Source organism: Asanoa hainanensis (assembly GCF_900188485.1).
GTDB lineage: Bacteria > Actinomycetota > Actinomycetes > Mycobacteriales > Micromonosporaceae > Asanoa > Asanoa hainanensis.
The window spans coordinates 409,942-427,535 of sequence record NZ_FZPH01000002.1 but is presented as its reverse complement, the minus strand read 5'-3'; the positions used below and the strand labels follow the sequence as shown (position 1 = coordinate 427,535).

Annotated in this window: 17 protein-coding genes, 1 other RNA gene and 1 pseudogene; 6 read left to right on the top strand and 13 right to left on the bottom strand. The window is 70.5% G+C overall.

Annotated features, from left to right (window positions below; translation table 11 throughout):
• The first annotated feature begins 62 nt into the window (after nucleotides 1-62).
• Nucleotides 63-1,082, top strand: coding sequence for an alcohol dehydrogenase catalytic domain-containing protein (locus CHC05_RS05850; RefSeq protein ID WP_245870671.1), 1,020 nt, complete (start codon nucleotides 63-65; stop codon nucleotides 1,080-1,082).
• 64 nt (nucleotides 1,083-1,146) lie between these two features.
• Entirely contained in the window at nucleotides 1,147-2,175 is a 1,029-nt protein-coding gene (locus CHC05_RS05845) for a lactonase family protein (RefSeq protein WP_089245461.1), read from the top strand.
• A gap of 41 nt (nucleotides 2,176-2,216) precedes the next feature.
• Here CHC05_RS05845 and CHC05_RS05840 read toward each other — a convergent pair whose 3' ends face one another.
• Nucleotides 2,217-3,725, bottom strand: coding sequence for a M1 family metallopeptidase (locus CHC05_RS05840; RefSeq protein WP_089245459.1), 1,509 nt, complete (start codon nucleotides 3,723-3,725; stop codon nucleotides 2,217-2,219).
• 104 nt (nucleotides 3,726-3,829) lie between these two features.
• Nucleotides 3,830-5,053 carry an MFS transporter gene (locus CHC05_RS05835; RefSeq protein ID WP_089245457.1) on the bottom strand — a complete coding sequence of 408 codons (1,224 nt, stop codon included), beginning with the start codon at nucleotides 5,051-5,053 and terminating at the stop codon, nucleotides 3,830-3,832.
• A 92-nt stretch (nucleotides 5,054-5,145) separates the two neighbouring features.
• Between CHC05_RS05835 and CHC05_RS05830 the strand changes: the two genes are divergently transcribed.
• Together CHC05_RS05830 and CHC05_RS42310 are read left to right on the top strand one after the other, a co-directional pair.
• The gene (locus tag CHC05_RS05830) at nucleotides 5,146-6,069 is read left to right on the top strand and encodes a LysR family transcriptional regulator (protein ID WP_089245455.1); all 924 of its coding nucleotides are present in this window, start codon (nucleotides 5,146-5,148) and stop codon (nucleotides 6,067-6,069) included.
• 77 nt (nucleotides 6,070-6,146) lie between these two features.
• A complete protein-coding gene (locus tag CHC05_RS42310) occupies nucleotides 6,147-7,733 on the top strand; it encodes a glucuronyl esterase domain-containing protein (protein WP_245870670.1) in 1,587 nt (528 codons plus the stop codon).
• Nucleotides 7,734-7,781: 48 nt separating this feature from the next.
• On the opposite strand, the gene CHC05_RS05820 is transcribed toward CHC05_RS42310, so the two are convergent.
• The 7 genes and pseudogenes from CHC05_RS05820 to CHC05_RS05790 form a co-directional block, all read right to left on the bottom strand.
• Entirely contained in the window at nucleotides 7,782-8,198 is a 417-nt protein-coding gene (locus CHC05_RS05820) for a hypothetical protein (protein ID WP_144022486.1), read from the bottom strand.
• A complete protein-coding gene (locus CHC05_RS05815; RefSeq protein WP_089245451.1) occupies nucleotides 8,180-8,671 on the bottom strand; it encodes an EndoU domain-containing protein in 492 nt (163 codons plus the stop codon). Before CHC05_RS05815 ends, CHC05_RS05820 begins: the two co-directional genes overlap by 19 nt.
• An 8-nt stretch (nucleotides 8,672-8,679) precedes the next feature.
• Nucleotides 8,680-9,174 carry a WXG100-like domain-containing protein gene (locus CHC05_RS05810; protein ID WP_089245449.1) on the bottom strand — a complete coding sequence of 165 codons (495 nt, stop codon included), beginning with the start codon at nucleotides 9,172-9,174 and terminating at the stop codon, nucleotides 8,680-8,682.
• Nucleotides 9,174-9,497 carry a hypothetical protein gene (locus tag CHC05_RS05805; protein WP_089245447.1) on the bottom strand — a complete coding sequence of 108 codons (324 nt, stop codon included), beginning with the start codon at nucleotides 9,495-9,497 and terminating at the stop codon, nucleotides 9,174-9,176. Before CHC05_RS05805 ends, CHC05_RS05810 begins: the two co-directional genes overlap by 1 nt.
• Complete coding sequence (locus CHC05_RS05800; RefSeq protein ID WP_089245445.1) at nucleotides 9,490-10,293, bottom strand: hypothetical protein; 804 nt, start codon at nucleotides 10,291-10,293, stop codon at nucleotides 9,490-9,492. Before CHC05_RS05800 ends, CHC05_RS05805 begins: the two co-directional genes overlap by 8 nt.
• A 28-nt stretch (nucleotides 10,294-10,321) precedes the next feature.
• On the bottom strand, nucleotides 10,322-11,131 hold the full coding sequence (locus CHC05_RS05795) for a prenyltransferase/squalene oxidase repeat-containing protein (RefSeq protein ID WP_089245443.1): 810 nt from the start codon (nucleotides 11,129-11,131) through the stop codon (nucleotides 10,322-10,324).
• Nucleotides 11,132-11,224: 93 nt separating this feature from the next.
• Nucleotides 11,225-12,352, bottom strand: a pseudogene (locus tag CHC05_RS05790) (YibE/F family protein); the annotation flags it as partial.
• Between the two features lie 91 nt (nucleotides 12,353-12,443).
• Here CHC05_RS05790 and CHC05_RS05785 point away from each other — a divergent pair.
• Entirely contained in the window at nucleotides 12,444-12,932 is a 489-nt protein-coding gene (locus CHC05_RS05785) for a hypothetical protein (protein WP_089245439.1), read from the top strand.
• Nucleotides 12,933-13,029: 97 nt separating this feature from the next.
• Nucleotides 13,030-14,079: a lytic polysaccharide monooxygenase gene (locus CHC05_RS05780; protein WP_089245438.1), complete on the top strand. Its 1,050-nt coding sequence runs from the start codon at nucleotides 13,030-13,032 to the stop codon at nucleotides 14,077-14,079.
• 153 nt (nucleotides 14,080-14,232) lie between these two features.
• Here the strand turns inward: CHC05_RS05780 and CHC05_RS05775 are convergent, their stop codons facing one another.
• From CHC05_RS05775 to CHC05_RS05755, 4 genes are all read right to left on the bottom strand, one after another.
• On the bottom strand, nucleotides 14,233-14,784 hold the full coding sequence (locus CHC05_RS05775; protein ID WP_089245436.1) for a Uma2 family endonuclease: 552 nt from the start codon (nucleotides 14,782-14,784) through the stop codon (nucleotides 14,233-14,235).
• A 384-nt stretch (nucleotides 14,785-15,168) separates the two neighbouring features.
• Nucleotides 15,169-15,546: a transfer-messenger RNA gene (gene ssrA / locus CHC05_RS05765) on the bottom strand.
• A gap of 92 nt (nucleotides 15,547-15,638) precedes the next feature.
• Nucleotides 15,639-16,115 (bottom strand): SsrA-binding protein SmpB, encoded by a 477-nt coding sequence (gene smpB, locus CHC05_RS05760; protein WP_089245432.1) that lies wholly within the window; start codon nucleotides 16,113-16,115, stop codon nucleotides 15,639-15,641.
• A 118-nt stretch (nucleotides 16,116-16,233) separates the two neighbouring features.
• Nucleotides 16,234-17,508, bottom strand: a complete 1,275-nt coding sequence (locus CHC05_RS05755) for a peptidoglycan DD-metalloendopeptidase family protein (protein ID WP_245870669.1) — start codon at nucleotides 17,506-17,508, stop codon at nucleotides 16,234-16,236.
• Between the last annotated feature and the right edge of the window lie 86 nt (nucleotides 17,509-17,594).

The window sequence follows — 17,594 nt, the reverse complement described above, 5'->3', positions numbered from 1 at the left end:
CCTGCCGCCTGCCCGGTTTGCGTGGTTGCGTGAAGAGATCACCGCACGGGAGGAGTTCGGTCATGCAAGAGATGAAGGCCGCGGTCGTGCCGGCCGTGAACGCGCCATGGGAGCTACGCGACGTACCGCTGCCCTCGCCCGGGCCGCACCAGGTCCTGGTCCGGATCCACGCCTGCGGGCTGTGTTACACGGACGCCTTGATGGCACAGGGAGTCCTGTCCTACCGCCCGTTCCCGATGGTGCTGGGCCACGAGGGCGTCGGCGAGGTGGTGGCGGTCGGCGACGGCGTGACCGCGCGCAAGGTCGGCGACCGGGTCGGCCTCCCGATCACGCAGAAGCCGTGCGGGCGGTGCGAGTTCTGCCGCGAGCGGCACCCGTACAGCTTCGTCACCGCCAACAACTGTGCGAACCCGATCCTCACCGGCGTCAACGTCGACGGGGGCCAGGCGGAGTACGTCGCGGCCGACGAGGAGGGCACGATCCTGCTGCCGGACGGCATCCCGTACGAGTACGCGGCGCCCACGGTGTGCGCCGGCTACACGGTGTGGGCGGCGCTGCGCCGGGCCGCTCCGAAGCCGGATGCCCGCGTCGCGATCCTGGGCATCGGCGGCGTCGGACACCTGGGCGTCCAGTTCGCCAAGGCGGCGGGATACCACGTCACCGCCGTCACCCACTCGCCCGACAAGCACGACCTGGCACGGGAGCTCGGCGCCGACCAGGTGGTGTCCAATGGGGACGAGCTGAAGGCGGCCGGCGGCGCCGACGTCATGCTGCACACGTCGCCGCACCACGAGACGGCGGTCGACGCCCTCAAGGGCATCCGGCCGTGGGGAAAGCTCGTGCTCATGGGCATCTCGGCGAACGACACGTTCCCGCTGCCGGCGCTGGCCATGACCAGCCACAGCTTCCAGGTGATCGGCTCGGCCCACAACTCGCCGGAGTACCTGGCCGAGGCGCTCAACATCGTGGCCCGCGGCGACGTCAAGCCCATGATCGACGTGTTCCCGAAGGAGAAGGTCGACGAGGCGTACAACCGCCTCCTGCACGGACAGCTCCGCTTCCGCGGCGTCATCACGTACTGACCGGGTTGAGCCGCCGGCGGGCGGGTATGCCGATCCTTTAGGCGATTGTCGGGGGAGATCGGACATGCGCACAGATAGGGCGCCTACGGCTGTCTACGTCCAGAGCAACGAGCGTGACGGCAACCAAGTGGTCGTCTTCCGGACCAGCCCGAACGGCGCGTTGTCCGATCCCGGCCCGATCGCCGTCGGTGGCGGCGGCGACGGCGTCCCGCACCTCGCGTCACAGGGTTGCACGACGTTGACCGGCGACGGGCGGGCGCTGCTCGTCACCAACGCGGGCAGCGACGACGTCTCGCTCGTCGCGGTCGACGGTGCCGCGCCCCGGGCGATGGGTACGACCTCGTGCGGTTCCGCGCCGAAGAGCGCCACCGAGCACGACGGGCTGGTCTACGTGCTCAACACCGGCGATCCGTCGGTGTGCGGGATGCGGTTGACCGCCGGCGGCCTCGAGCCGATCTCCGGGTCGACGCGGGCGCTGGCGGCGGGCTCCGACCCGGCCCAGGTCGGCTTCAGCCCGGACGGCTCGGCGCTGGTGGTCACCGAGCGGTCGGCGAACGCGATCGTCAGCTACCCGGTGGGCTCCGACGGCCTGCTCGGCGAGCCGCTGAAGCGGTCGTCGTCCGGGCAGACCCCGTACGGCTTCGCGTTCACCGACGACGGCACGCTGCTGGTCGTCGAGGCGTTCGGCGCCGCCAAGGGCAAGGCGGCGACCTCGTCGTACGCCACCGAGGGCGGCGACGTGACACCGGTGTCGGCGTCGATCGGCAACGGGCGCAGCGAGATCTGCTGGGCGGTGGTGTCCGACGACAACCGCTACCTCTACACGACCAACTTCGCCGACAGCGGCATCTCGCGGTACGCCATCGGCGACGACGGCAGCCTCACCCTCGACGACCCCGCCGCCGGTGTGGGCATCGAAGGCCACACCGGGCTCCGCGACGAAGACCTCACCTCCGACGGCCGGTTCCTCTACGCGCTGGACGCCGACTCCCGCCAGGTCTTCGGCTGGTCGGTGGGCGCCGGCGGGGCCCTGTCGGCGATCGGGTCGTGGGGCCAGCTTCCGGCGACAGCCGCCGGTCTCGCCGCCACCTGACGGGTCAGGGCGTCCCCGGCTGCCCGGGGACGCCCTGACGATCAGCTTCCGTGGAGGTGCCGACCGGCGCGGACCCGGTCGACGTAAGCGTTAGCGCCGACGCTGGTCTTCAGCGTCGCCGCGCCACCCGGGTGCGGAGGCTTGCCCGGCTGGTTCAGCCACGCGTCGAACAGCCCGTCGAGCTGCTTCCCGGAGATCCGCTCCGACAGCGCGATGAACTCCGCCGTGCTGCCGGTCGCGAACCGGTTCTTGTCCAGCCACGCCCGGACGATCCGCCAGAAGGCCTTCTCGCCCACGGTGACCCGCAACGCGTGGACGGTCATGCCGCCGCGCGTGTAGACCGAGTCGTCGAACAGCTGGTCGGTGCCGGGGTCGCCGGGCGGCGGGTCCCAGTAGGGCGCCGTCAGCGGTGCCGCGTAGAAGTCGTCGAAGATCTCCTGCGGCGTCGCCGTGCCGAGCTTTTCGAGCCAGAGCCACTCGGCGTACGTCGCGAAGCCCTCGTTGAGCCAGATGTCCTGCCACCGGTCGACGGCCACCAGGTCGCCGAACCACTGGTGGGCCAGCTCGTGCGCGACGACCGCGGTCTCGGACGGGTCGACGCCCGGCGCGAACCAGCCCGCCGCGTAGATCGAGCGGGTCTGGTTCTCCAGTGCGAACGCGAGCGGCGGGTGGTCGTCGACGATCGCTCCGTTGGACTCGAACGGGTACGGCCCGAACCGCGTCTCCAGGAAGTCCGTGATCTCGTCGGTGCGACCCACGGCGTCGTCGGCGAAGCCCGGCGGCAGGTCCGAGTCGATCGCGATGATCGTCGGCTTGCCGTCGTGCCAGGTCGTGTCCACGTCGAACTCACCGATCGTGGCCGTCACCAGATAGCTGATCATCGGGGTCTTCGTCACCCACCGCGACGTGGTCCAGCCGCCGCGGGTGGTGTTGCCGCGCGGCAACCCGTTGCAGATCACCTCGAGGCCCGCGGGCACGGTGATCGCGAACGAGTAGGTGGCCCGGTCGCGCGGATGGTCGTTGACCGGGAACCAGGCCGCGGCGACCTCCGGCTGACCGGCGATCACGGCACCGTCGTCGGTGTGCATGAACCCGGCCTCGAACGGCGTGCCGGGCAGCGTGAACGTCTCCGGTACGCCGTGGTAGCGCACCTCGGTGGTGAAGACCCGGCCGTCGCGGATGCCGCTGCGGGGCCGGATCGTGAGCTCCTGACCGGCCCGCGTGAAGGTGGCGCCGCGGCCGTCGACCTTCACCGACTCGACGGTGAGACCGACCAGGTCGAGGTTGAACGAGGACAGGTTCTGCGTGGCCCGGGCCCGGATCGTCGCCCGGCCGGTGAGCTGGTCGCTCGCCGGGTCGTAGCGGACGTCGAGGTCGTAGTGCGCGACGTCGTATCCGCCGTTGCCGTACGTCGGGTAGTAGGCGTCACCGACGCCGGGCGCCCCGGGCCGGAACCTGGGCCCGGCCGACGCGGGTGACGGTGCGGCCAACGCCGCGACGAGCAGGCCGGCGGCCACGACGGCGACGGCCCTGATCTGCTTCCTGTGCATGGACGACCTCCGAAAGTTGGGGTCGGTGCTTTCCTGGAAACTCGCTGAGTGGCCGCGACGGTTGCCACGGGGGCCCGGTCGAGGGACGCGACGAGGGACAACCCTCAGACGGGCTCGAGCTGTCGTTCCGGCTCGCGGGTGCGGCGGGGCAGGAGCAGCGGGCTCGCGAGGATCACCACGCCCGCCACCGCGATGGCCGTGCGGGGGCTGGTGGCGGCGGCGAGGACGCCGCCCAGTGCGCTCAGGGCCGCGATGGCCAGGCCGCTGCCGACCGACCAGGCGGAGAGCGTACGCGCGACGCGGTCGTCCGGGGTGTGCTCCAGCCGGTAAGTCGCGAGCACCGGGTTGAACAGGCTCATGCTGATGATGATCGCGATCTCCACGGCGATCACGGTCAGCAGACCGATCAACCCGGGCTGGACGAACGCGAGCCCGATCAGCCAGATCGCGCGCAGCGTGCCGACCGTACGCAGGATCCGGTGTTGGCCGTGGCGCGCGACGACCCGCCGGGCCAGGCGGGAGCCGACGAGCCCGCCGAGGCACGGCACCGCGAAGGCGAGGCCGTACTGCCACGGTGCGAAGCCCAGGTCCTGGAGCAGCAGGACCGCGAGCAGCGGCTCGGTGGCCATGATCAGGCCGGCGACGAGCAACTGGTTGAGATAGAGCGCCCGCAGCCCGGGGTGGCGCAGGATGTGTCGCCACCCGTCGAGCAGCTCTCCCGCCCGCGCCCGGCGCCGCGTGGTCCGTTCCTCGCCGCCGCCACGCAACGCCGCGATCCCCAGCGCGGAGAGCAGGTAGCTGAGCCCGTCGGCGACCACGGTGGTGACCGGCCCGAACAGGCCGATCGCCGCCCCGCCCAGCGGCGGTCCGACCGCGATCGCGCTCCACGTCGTCGACTCGAACCGCGCGTTCGCCACCAGCAGGTCGGCGGGTGGTACAAGGGCCTTGAGGTAGGCGCCGCTCGCCGCGCCGAAGGCGATCTTGGCCGCAGCGACCACGACCGAGACGCCGAGCAACTGGGCGAACGTCAAAAAGCCCAGCGCGTACGCCACCGGGATCGTCATCATCGCCGCGAAGCGGGTCAGGTCCATCGCGATCATGACGGGCCGCTTGCGGCGGAACTCCACCCATGGCCCGAGCGGCACCGCGATCAGCGCGCCCACCGCCGGGCCGACCGCGGCCAGCGCCGACACCTGGGCCGGACCGGCGTCCAGCACCACGAGGGCGATCAGCGGAAAGGCGCCGAAGCCCAGAGCGGAGCCATAGGCACTGACCGCGTACGCCGCCCACAGCAACCGGAACCGCCGGCCCAGAGATCGTCTCGCCATGGCGTCGGATCCAAGCAAGGCCGAGTGGCGCGCATCAAACAACGCCGCCCACGGCGAGCCACAACCGTTGGTTGTGCCTCTAGTGTCGCGGCGTGGACCTCGATGCCGTGCGGACCTTTGTCGCCGCCGCCGATGCCGGCCAGTTCCAGGAGGCCGCCGGCGCGCTGGCGATCACCCAGCAGGCAGTCTCCAAGCGGGTCGCCGCGCTGGAGCACGACCTTTCCGTGCGGCTGTTCGCCCGCTCGGCGCGCGGGGTCCAGCTCACCGTCGACGGTCAGGCCTTCCTGCCGCACGCTCGCGAGCTGCTCCGGGTCGCGGACCGGGCCGACGCGTCCGTGCGGCCCGGCCGGCGGGCGCTGCGGGTCGACGTGCACAGTCGCCGGATCGGGCCGGCCGTGCTGTTGCAGGACTTCCATCGCGCGCATCCCGACATCTCGCTCGACGTGGTGACCCTCGACGTCGACGCCGTCGGCGCGATCGCCGCCGTGGAGGCCGGCGCGGTCGACGCCACGTTCCACGCGGTCGCCGTGCGGCGCCTGCCGGACGCGATCAGGGCCGCCCGGGTGCTCGACGAGCCGCACGAGCTGCTGGTCGGGCCGCGCCACCCACTGGCCTCCGCTGACGTGGTCACGCCCGCCCAGCTTGCCGAGCACCGGATCTGGATGCCCGGCATGGCGCCCGGCAGCGAGTGGGCTGACTACTACCTCGAGCTCGCCGCCGCTTTCGGGCTCACCATCGACCTGGCCGGGCCGGTCTTCGGCAACGAGGCCCTGCTGGCCGAGATCGCCGGCTCCGCCTCGCTGTCGACGTTGGTCGGCGAGCACTCGCGCTATCTGTGGCCGGACAGCTGGGACCTGCGGCGCATTCCGGTGCGCGACCCGGCACCGGTCTACCCGATGTCGCTGATCTGGCGCGCCGACAACCCGCAGCCGGCCCTGCGCACCCTCCGCCGGGCGCTGCGCGCGAGCACTCCCGATTACCCGGTGTGGCTTCCGAAACTTTCCGGAACATATTGACGTTCACCACCGCGCCGACCGAGTGTTGAGCCTGTCCGGGCATCCGTGTTCGTCGATTCACCCGGAAGGAGAGCCTCGTGCTCACCCGCTCTCACCTGCGCGCGGTCGTCGTCGCGTTCCTGGCCGTGGTGCTGGCGGTCGCCGGCGTCGCGGTGGCGCGCACGACCAGCCTCGCCGCCGCGGCCGCCGTCGAGGACGACGGCACCGACTGCCCCGTGCCCGGCTCAGGATCGCCCATCGCCAGCTCCCGGCTTCCGGATCCGTTCCGGAAGGTCGCCGGCACCCGGATCACGTCGAAGTCCGACTGGCGCTGCCGCCGCGCCGAGATCAAAGAGCTTGCCGAGCGGCACGTGTACGGCGACAAGCCAGGCAAGCCGGCCAGCGTCACCGGCACGGTCTCCAGCAGCGGCATCACCGTCAACGTCGCGCACAACGGCCGCAGTGCGAGCTTCTCGGCCAGCGTGCAACTGCCCAGCGGCACCGGGCCGTTCCCGGCCGTGATCGTGCTCGGTGGGTTCGGTGCCGACACGGCCACCATCCGGGCGACGGGTGCGGCGGTCATCTCGTACGACCCGCTCGCCGTGGGTCGGGAAGGCACTCCGCGGACCAACAAGCAGGGCGCGTTCTACAGCATCTACGGCGCGACCAGCAGCACGGGCCTGCTCGCCGCCTGGGCGTGGGGAGCCAGCCGGATCATCGACGTGGTCGAGCAGTCCGGCGGCAGCATCCTGCGGGCGGACGCGATGGGCGTCACCGGATGCTCGCGGTACGGGAAGGGCGCGTTCGCGGTCGGCGCGTTCGACCAGCGGATCGCGCTCACGATGCCGATCGAGTCGGGCAGTGCGGGTGTGCCGATCCTGCGCGGTATTCCCGGTGAGTCCGGTGCGCAGCCGCTCAGCAGCGCGTACGGGGAGCAGCCCTGGCTCGGCGACGCGTTCAGCGCGTACACCGGCAACCCGAGCTCGCTGCCGATCGACACGCACGAGGTGGTGGCGATGGTCGCGCCGCGCGGCCTGTTCGTCATGGAGAACCCGCATATCGACTGGCTGGCGGCCCGCTCCGGCAGCGTGGCGGCGCTCGCGGGGGCCGAGGTCTACAAGGCGCTCGGCGCGGGCGAGAACATCACGTACTGGTCCGACGTCTCGGACGGCACGCACTGCGCCTCCCGCTCCGAATGGCGGACGCCGCTGCAACAACACATCCAGAAGTTCCTGCTGAAGACCGGAAACGCCGCTGGTACGTTCCGGATCTCGAGCCGGAAGGCGGGCAACCTCGCGGAGTGGCGGGACTGGCAGACGCCGACCCTGACGGACGGCCCGACCACACCGCCGCCAACCTCCCAGCCCCCCACGACGCCGCCGCCCACCACGCCGCCGCCCGCCGGCGGGGGCTGCACCGCGTCCGCGTCGGTCAACCAGTGGACGGGTGGGTTCGTCGCCACGATCCGGGTCACGGCGGGCGGGCAACCGGTCAGCGGCTGGACGGTCACGGTGCCGCTGCCGGCCGGTGCGGCGGTCACCAACGTCTGGAACGCGAACCGCAGCGGCACGACCTTCACCAACGTCGCCTACAACGGGTCCGTCGCGGCTGGACAGTCGACCGAGTTCGGCTTCCAGGGCACCGGCAACGGCCCTGGCTCAGGACTGACCTGCGCGGCAGGTTAGCCGAGGTACGGGCGGCGTGGGCCGGGATGCCGCGCCGCCCGTACCCCGTTAGATCTCCGCCCGGCTGGGGTGGTCGCGGCCTTCGTCGCGCTCCCAGGTGGCGAGCTCGCTCCGGCGCTCGTCGGGGCCGGGCAGCAGGAAGCGCAGGTATTCGAGCAGCACGGCGCGGGCCTCGGCCAGCGTGTGCGTGCCGGTCCAGTCGTCGGAGTGGAGGTCCTGGAGGTGCACGCCGGCCCTGTCGATCTCGACCTGCCACGAGTTGCCCTGCCAGCTCTCGCCGGCGCTGCGACCGGCCGCGACGTCGTCGATCCAGGCCAGCAGCCGCAGGGCCCAGGTCGCCACGTTCTGCACGTCGCTGGTCATCAGCGAGCCGATCGCGCTCCACGAGTCGTCGCGGGGGCGCGCGGCGGGTCCGCCGTACTCGTCGCGGTAGAAGGTGACCCCGCTCATGACACGATCGGCCATCCTGAGTTCCATGTCCTTCCGTTGCGGTGGTACGAACCCTCGATGAGCAGGCCGTCGGCCTGGCCGCGCCAGCGTCGACCGCCGGTGCCGGGGATCGTACTGCCGCTGTCGAAGGCGTCGTTGATCGCGCGGTCGACCCGCTGCGGGGTCCAATTGTCCGGGAAGAACGAGCTGCCGGCGGGCTTGGGGTACCACGCGCCGGTCGGCCCGCCGCGCATCTCGACGTCGGCCGCGTAGGTGCCGTCGACGCTGCGCCGGGTGACCCGGACGACCCGGCGGTCCGGCGGGTCCTGGCCCATGAACCGGTGGTGCCAGCCACTGCCGACCGGTCCCCGCGGTGGGGAGCCCCGCACCTCGCCGTGGAAGACGTGGTGGTGCCGCCGACTGGACTGCACCTTCTTGCGCATCCACTTGAGCGCCGGCTCGAACAGGCCCGCGTTCCCGCCGCTTCCCCCGGCCCTAGTCCTGGCCATGGTCGCGACTATCCATTGAGGACCGCCTGAAGCGCGAGGTCGATGATCTGGTCGATGATCAGGCCGGTGATCTCCTTGAAGATGGGTATCTCCAGCAGAGACGCGCCGAACGTGACCGCAGCCGTGGCGATCGCTTGTGCGATCTGGATCGCCAGCATGACGAGCTGGACGATGACGTTGATTTTCAGGGCGAGCACGATGCCGGCGCAGGCCATCAGCGCCGCGCCGACGATCGTCGAGGCCACGCCCGCGTCGTCGAGGTTCGCGCTGAACGACTCCGGGTCGGACCAGGCCGCCTGGAACGCCCGCACCGCCTGGCCTTCGTTGTTGGTCCAGACCTGCTGGGCGTACGCGTGTGCGGCCTGAAGATCGGCCGGAAGCCCGCCGCCGAACGTCACCCAGCTCTGCGCCATCTCGAAGAGCTTCTGCTCGTCGGCCTCGGGCCAGGTGTAGCCGAGCATCGCGAGCAGCCCGGTGAGCTCGCCGGGAAGTTGGAGCCCCATCAGCCGAGCCGGCCGTCGAAATACTGGCTGCCGGCCACGTTCTCCTGCTCGACGGCGTCGTAGGAGTCGGCCATGCCGACCAGCCCGGCGCCGTCCTCGGCCAGGCCGCCGAGGTTCTCGGTGATGCAGTCCATCGCCACCTCCAGCACCGTCTCGTACGCCATGCCGATCAGCGAGCCGAGGTCGTCGTTGCCCCAGGGTTGCCCGAACGAGGCCAGCTCGGCCTGGAACGCCGACAGCCGCTGCGAGATCCCGTCGGCCGAGGCTTGCACGCCGCCGCCCGAGTAGCGCAGCGCCGCCGCATCGATGCCCAGGTCAGCCATCGTCGCTCCGTTCCCGGGTGGTCGGTGCGGGCCCGCCGACGCTGCCGAGCAGCGCGCGCAACGCACCGGTGTAGGCCTGCATGTGCGCGAGGCTCGCGTCCTGGACGTCGCGGATCCGCTCGGGTGACACCGGGTTCGCCGCGTCTGCGGTCTCCGCCTGATCGCCGAGCTTGTCGAGGCCGTCGTTGACGGCCGTCACGATCTCCTCGGCGAGCGCGTAGGCGCCGAGCCGCAGCGCGCGACCGACGATGCCGATCTCGACCACGCGCGGCCCGGCCCGGACGGTCGCGAACACCGCGCCGTCGGCACCCTCGCCGGTCTGCTCGGCCGGCCCGTCGTTGCTCGTTGCCGCCGCTTTGCGCAGCAGGTCGCCGGCCTCGTCGAGCACGGACGACAGCCCCTGGGTGCCCGGGTCGCCGCTCATCCCGGTGCGCTCGCGCAGCCGGAACATCACGTCGCCGAGCGACTCGGAGATGGTGCGCATCATCGCCGACCCGGACTCCATGGCGTCGCGCAACGCGTCGTCGAGCACGGCCGCGTCGACCGCCGAGGTCTCGCCGGTGTCCTGGGCGAGAGCGGCGTTGGTCGCCTCGATGACGTACGCGCCGAGCTCGTCGGGGGTCAGGCGCAGGAGCGCGGGCTCGAGCTCGATCTGGTGGAGCCGGCCGGCGGTCGCGAACACCCGCACCTGGCCGGCGAAGGCGGTGCCGTGCCCTTCGCTCGTCGCTGGGGACGCGCTCCGGGCGCGCGCGGCCCGCAGCCGAGCAGCGAAGTCTTCCGGCGCCTCCGTCGACATCGGCCGAACTCTATCAGCCGCGTTCCAATCAGGAGTCCCACCAGTTCAGCACGCGGAGCGCGCGCATGGTGGTCCAGCGGCTGGGGCCGGGAGGCTCGAGGGTGAACCATTGCGGTCCCGGGTACGGCTGGTGGCGCGGCCAGCGACCGTCGCGGCGCCTGGCGGACCGGACGACGTCGATCGCGTCCGCGAGGCGCTCGTCGCCCGGCGCGCTGGTGCCGGCGAAGTGCTCGAGGCCGCGCAGCACGTCGAAGTGCCACTCCGGGAACGCGGGAAACCTGGTGCTGGCCTTGATCGCGACCGCTCCCGTGCGATGCGACCGGTAGAGACGGTGGTCGAGGAAAAAATCCCGCCCGCGCTGGGCCGCGGGTGCGTCGAGCGCCTCCAAGGCCATGATCGTGGTGTGGAAGGAGCTGTGCTTGGCGCGGTCGCCGCGGGCCGAGCAGTTCCAGCCGCCGTCGTCCTGCTGCTGGTCGAGCAGGAAGTCGACTGCCTCCGCCACTTCGTCCGTTTGATGGCCGAACGCCTGCGAGACCCGCACGAACATCGCCACGATGCAGATCTCCGTGACGCGCTTGCGAGCCTGCCACTCCCACAGCCGCGCGCACCCACGCAGCGCGGCGGGGTGGCCGGCGGGCAGGCCGAGCCAGAGCAGATGCAGCAGCGTGTACGTCGTGGAGGTCCACTTCGGCGTATAGACCCCGCCGCCCCAGTTGCCGTCGGCGGACTGCTCGGCCAGCAGGCGCGCACCCCAGCCGTCGACGGCGACCCGGTCACGTTCCCGGGCCACCTCCGCCTCGGTGGCGCCGGCCAGGTCGCGCAGGACACGCCAGCGCACCGCCGGATCACCGTCGAGGAGCCAACCGATCAGCTCGTCGTCGATGCCCGAAGGCTAGCGCAGTTCCGCGGGTTCGGCGGGGTGGTGCGGGGCGGTGACCAGGGCGGCCAGGCCCGTGGTCACCGGGACCGCGGCGATCAGGCCGATCGTGCCGACGACGCTGCGGACGATCTCGTCCACGATGAACTCGCTGGTGAGCACGGTGGAAGCCGGCTGCCCGCCGATGATGACCAGGAGGAGCAACGGCAGTGACGCGCCGGCGTACGCCAAGACGATGGTGTTGACCGTCGAGGCGATGTGGGCCCGGCCGATGCGGGTGGCGGAGCGGTAGAGGGCGCGGGCGCCGAGGGTGCGGTTCGCGGCGGCGAGCTCGCCGACCGTCGCGGCCTGGGTGACCGTGACGTCGTCGAGCACGCCGAGGGTGCCGATCACGATGCCGGCCAGCAGCAGGCCGCGCGGGTCGATCTCGCCGAGGAAGACGGCGAGCAGGCCGGTGTCCTCGCTGCCGAAGCCGGTCAGGTGCAGCGCTTCGGTGGCCGCGAACGCCAGCCCGCCGGTCAGCGTCAGGCTGACGAGCGTGCCGAGCACGGCCACCGAGGTCTGCACGCTGAAGCCGTGCGTCAGGTACAGGACGATGAACATGATCGCCGCGGCGCCGACGATGGCGATCAGCAGCGGCGGCTTCCCGACCGCGATCGCCGGCAGGATGAAGGTCAGCAGGATCGCGAAGCTGACGCCGAGCCCGATCAGGGCGGCCAGCCCCTGCCAGCGTCCGAAGGCGACGACCACGAGCGCGAAGAGCCCGATCAACACCGCCAGGGGTACGCCACGCTGGTGATCGAGCACGGCGTACTGCGGCGGTCCGCCGGGTGCGACGTTCTCCCCCACGATGATCTTGTCGCCGACGGACACCTCCGGGGAGCCCGGTCCTTCGGGGATCGTCGCGGTCACCGTCTGGCCGGACTGCGGCCCGCTGGTCAGCCGCACCGTCACGGTGCCGCACTGCCGCGACGCCCGCTGCTGGCACGGCTGCGGCCGCACGGCGATGACGGTCGCGTCGAGCCGCGGCGGCTGGTCGGTGGCGATGGTCTGCGGCCCGGTGTACGGCCAGAGCACCGCGAGCCCGATCGCGGTGAGCAGCGCGAGCGGCACCAGGATCGCCGCCATGATCCGCCGGGTACGCCGAGGCGCCGGGCCAACCGGTCCGTGCGCGTGCGCCATGCCATCGAGGCTATATGTCTGGTTTATCCGAGTGTCGCGAATGCCATGCGCCGGGTTGACCCGCGGCGGGCCGGCATGTGGCCATAAAGGCATGAGCGCCGACGTCGTCAGCCTGGCCGGCGTCGCCGCCGTCGGGTTCGCGTCGGCCTTCCAACCGTTCACCCCGGTCGAGGCCTACCTGATCGGCCTCACGGCAACCACCGAGACCGCGCCGCTCGCGGCCGGCGTCGTAGCCGCGATCGGCCAGACCGCCGGCAAGGTGGTCATCTTCCTGGCCACCCGCGGCCTGCTCCAGGGCAAACTGCTGCGCCGCGTCGTCGAGAAGCCGGCGAAGCCGAGCCGCCCGTCCGCCTTCCGCGACCGGATGACCAAGCTGATCACCCTGCTCGACCGACCGAGATACTCCGCGGCCCTGCTGTTCGCGAGCGCCACGGCCGGCATCCCACCCCTGATCGCGGCGACCGTCTACGTAGCCCGAACCCCCATGTCCCTACCGGTCTTCGCGACCCTGTGCCTGACCGGCCGCATCGGCCGCTTCGTAGCGGTGGCCTACGCACCGGGCCTGGTGGGATTCCATTGACTTAGATGGATGCATCGTGGCACCCTGAGCGCGCTGCGGGAGCGACGTAGCGAACGGAAGCGAGGGGCGGCTTCCGTCGACGACTCGTGGAGCTCTCATGCGCATCGCCCGACTGCTGGTGGCCCCGCTCATCGCGCTGGCCGCCATCATCATCGTCGTCCTACCAACATCACCGGCATCAGCCCACGGCAGCGTAATCAACCCGGCGTCCCGCAACTACGGCTGCTGGGAACGCTGGGGCTCCCGCTTCCAGGACCCCACCATGGCCACCCAGGACCCCATGTGCTGGCAGGCGTGGCAGGCAAACCCGAACGCCATGTGGAACTGGAACGGCCTGTACCGCGAGAACCTGGCCGGCAACCACCAAGCCAACATCCCGGACGGCCAACTCTGCAGCGGAGGCCACGCCGAGGGAGGCCGCTACAACTCAATGGACACAGTAGGCAACTGGCAAGCAAAGTCGGTAAGCACCAGCTTCTCGCTGCGGCTGCAGGACCAAGCCAGCCACGGAGCCGACTACATCCGCGTGTACGTGACTCGGTCGGGATACGACCCAACGACCCAACCGCTCCGCTGGAGCGACCTGACGCTGGTAAGCCAGATCGGCTACACCCCAGCGTCCCAGTGGCAACCAGCCAGCCAGGGCGTCCAGATCGACATCCCAGTGTCGGTCCCAGGCCGCAGCGGCCGAGCGATGTTCTACACGATCTGGCAGGCAAGCCACATGGACCAGTCCTACTACTTCTGCAGCGACGTCAATTTCGGCGGAAGCAACCCCACCAACCCACCAACCAGCAATCCAACGACGCCGCCAACCACCACCCCACCGACGACTACTCCGCCGAGCGGCTCAGCCAGCTGCACGGCCGCTTACACCCAGGTAGGCGCGTGGACAGGCGGCTTCCAAGCCGACGTCCGAGTAACCGCGGGCTCCAGAGCAATCACGAGCTGGACAGTCACCCTGACCTACGCCAACGGCGCGCAGGTATCCCAAGTCTGGAACGGCACAGCCACCACCAGCGGCAGCACAGCAACAGTAAGAAACGCCGGCTACAACGGCGCCGTAGCAGCCGGAGCCAGCACAACTTTCGGGTTACTCGGCTCAGGCGCGGCGGCCACGCCAACAGTCACGTGCGCAGCGACGTGACCTGAACCTCAGGGGTGTCCTGGGGCTCGGCCCCGGGTATCGGAATGACGAGTGGGCGGGGTCTGTCGCTTCAAAGCAGACAGACCCTGCCCACCAATCAGTGGCCACCGGCAGCCACCGGGCCGATGCCTGTGAGGTTCTGGGCCGGATGGCTCAGAGGTGGTCGCTGGGGCTGGTCTGCAGCAGCCAAGCCAGCGGCATCTTTGCGCGTTCGGCGTAGGTGGCTTCTGCTGACAGTTGGTACAGAGTCACTGTTTGGGCGCCGTCACGGTCTACGACCCAGTACTGAGGAATGCCTGCTGCGGCGTACTCCCGACGCTTGGTGACCTCGTCCATCGCCTCCGAACCTGGCGAGACGATCTCGACGACGAGGAGGAGTTCGGCGACCGACAGCCAGACCGCGCGCGGCGGAGCCTTACTCCACACGCTGATGTCGGGGATCCGACCTCCATCTCGTCCGGCTCCCGGAACGCGGATGCCGGCGACCTGGAGTATCTGCTCGGCCGGCCAGCCCGCCATGAGCAACCAGGCGAAGACCCGGCTGGCGATTTGCGCGTGTTCCGAGTCTGCCGGCGGCATGACGGACAGCACTCCCTCGGGGCTCGTCTCGTACCGGTGGCCGTTCGGATCCGAGGCATTCATCGCCGCAAGATCGTCGAGCGTCACCATGGCGGGCATGTGCATGCCAACGGTCTCCGCGCTCATGGGTTCATCGTACGAGACGAAAGATGGCCGATCGTATTCGTCGGAACGCCGGCTCTCAGGGGCTCGAACCCGCGATCCCGGACAACTGGTCCCTCAACCAACAACCCCGATGCCGGCAGGCGAGCAAGACCCAACGGAGACGTTGGGTCTACCCAGCGCCACACGGACCGCGAACCGCGAACCGCGAACCGCGGACCACGGACCACGGACCACGGACCACGGACCACGGACCACGGACCACGGACCACGGACCACGGACCACGGACCGCGGACCGCGGACCGCGCCCACCGAACCGCGGGGTCTCCGGGGGCTCGGCCCCCGGTATCGGAATGACAAGTGGGCGGAGTCTGTCGCTGTAAAGCAGACAGACCCCGCCCACCCACTTGTGGAGGTGCCGGGAATCGAACCCGGGTCCTTCGGCGCCTTGTCAGGGCTTCTCCGAGCGCAGCTCGCTATGTCCTTACTCGGCCCCACCAATCACACGAGCGAGTTGGTGAGACGGGCCCAGTCGCTGATTGATCTCGCCGCACGGCCCCCGCGACCGGGGCCGATTGGCCAGCCTTCTAGCTGATGCCGGCAATCTGGGCCGAAGGCACTCCCAGGCCGACAAGTTCGCTAACCCGCCGTCAGGCGGCGAGGGCGAACTGAGCGCGATTCTGCTTGGCGCTTATAAGTTTCCAACGACCGATTTTCGAGACGACGTTGGCTTCCTCGGCTCGCTTCCCCTGTCGCAACGGACGAAGTCGAAACCAGTCACCCCCTCGTGCTGCGACCCACTGCCGCAACCACTACAGATTAACGTGTCGCGCTAGTCGTTTCTTCCCGAGGTCTGAACCGCCCAGAAGGGTACGAATCACTCCATGCCCTTGCCGCGGCGGCCGGCGGCCTTCTGGATCTCGCGGTCGGCGTCGCGCTTGGCGAGGTCCTGCCGCTTGTCGTAGGCCTTCTTGCCCCGCGCCAGACCGATCTCGACCTTGGCCCAGCCGTCGTTGAAGTAAACCGACAGCGGAATCAGCGTCAGCCCGCTCTCCTTGAGCTTGCCCTGCAACCGGTCGATCTCCAGCCGGTTGAGCAGCAACTTGCGGGTGCGCCGGGGCTCGTGGTTGGTCCACGTGCCCTGGGTGTATTCCGGGATGTGCATCCCGTGCAGGTAGAACTCGCCGGCCCGTTCCTGGGCGAACGCGTCCACCAGTGACGCCCGGCCGGCACGCAACGACTTGACCTCGGTGCCGGTCAGCGCCATCCCCGCCTCGTAGGTGTCGAGGATGGCGTAGTCGTGCCAGGCCTTGCGGTTGGACGTGACGACCTTGCGGCCTTTTTCCCGCGGCACGACCTTGACCTCTTTCGCTCGGACAACTGTGCAATGCTACCCGCCACCCGCGCCGACGACACCTGGGTTCCGACGCGGCAAGGCCCGCGTCCCGGGGACGCGGGCCGAGCGAAAGCCGTCAGCAGAGGCAGGGTGGCAGGAAGCCCAGCGGCTGCACCGGGTCGCCGTTCATCCGGACCTCGAAGTGCAGGTGGGCACCGGTCGACGCGCCGGTCGTGCCGACCCGGCCGATCAGCTCGCCGCGCTTCACCTGCTGTCCCTCGTGGACCAGGATCTTGGACTGGTGCCCGTAGCAGGTCGACATCGACTTGCCCTTGTACTTGCCGTGGCTGATGCACGTGTAGTTGCCGTAGCCGCCGTTCCACAAGGCCATGATCACTCTGCCGGCCGCCGCCGCGCGGATCGGTGTGCCGCCTGCGGCGGCCAGGTCGACACCGGCGTGCAACTGCCAGACGTGGTAGTACGGGTCGAACCGGCTGCCGAAGTCGCTCGACTTGTAGCCGTGCACGGGCAGGAACAACCGCCCCGCCGACAGCCTCGCCTCGGCCGCCGCCCGCTGCTTCGCCTCCCAGGCCCGCAGCGCCGCCGCGATCCGGGCCTCCTCCGCCTTGGCCTCCTTGTACTTCGCGAGGCTCGCCGCCCGCTCCTCCTGGGCGATGGCCAGCGCCTCTTCCTTCTGACTGACGAGCAGAGCGACCTCGCGTACAGCGTCCTCGGCCTGGTCCTCGGCGACCGACGCGTCGTCGAGGGCCGCGTCCGCGTGCAGCATCGCCTCGTCGGCCACGGCCCGGGCCACCGTGGCCGCGTTCTCCTCGCGGCGCGCGACGGCGAGCGCGTCGAGGTAGCCGCGAATCGTGCGCCGCTGCTCGGTGACCACCCGGTCGACATAGGTGAAGCGGTAGAGCGTGTCGGACGCGTTCTGCGCCCGCAGCAGGACGTTGAGATTGGCGAGCGGGCCACCCCTGTACGCCGCCGCGGCGAGCTGGCCGATCTGCTCCTGCCCGGCCCGGCGTGACTGGTCGGCGGTCGCGAACCGCTCCTGCGCGGCGGACACGGCCGCGTTGGCGTCGTCCGCCTTGCGCTGCGCCGTCTCCACCTGGACGCGGGCGGCGACGACCTGACCCTGGCTCTCGACCACCAACTGCTGCGCGGCCGGGAGCTTGCCGCTGGCCAGGACGAGCTGGCGGGCCGCCTGCTGAGCACGCTCGGTGGCGCCCTCCAGGATCGAGGACGCCTTGGCGACCTCGGCGTCGATCCGTTTCTTGTCGTCTCTCGGGTCGCCCCGGGCGGCACCCGCCGGCGCGATCGTGGCCAGCACGATCATGGCCAGCAGCGCCGCTAGTTTCGGACTTCTCCTGCGATAGGAGTACATCTCGGCACCCTTCACCCGCACGTGAGCTTGACGCTACCTACGGGACAGAGGGCACAAAGGCGAAACGAAGTAACATGAGGGACATACACCACGCCCGCCCCACCGCT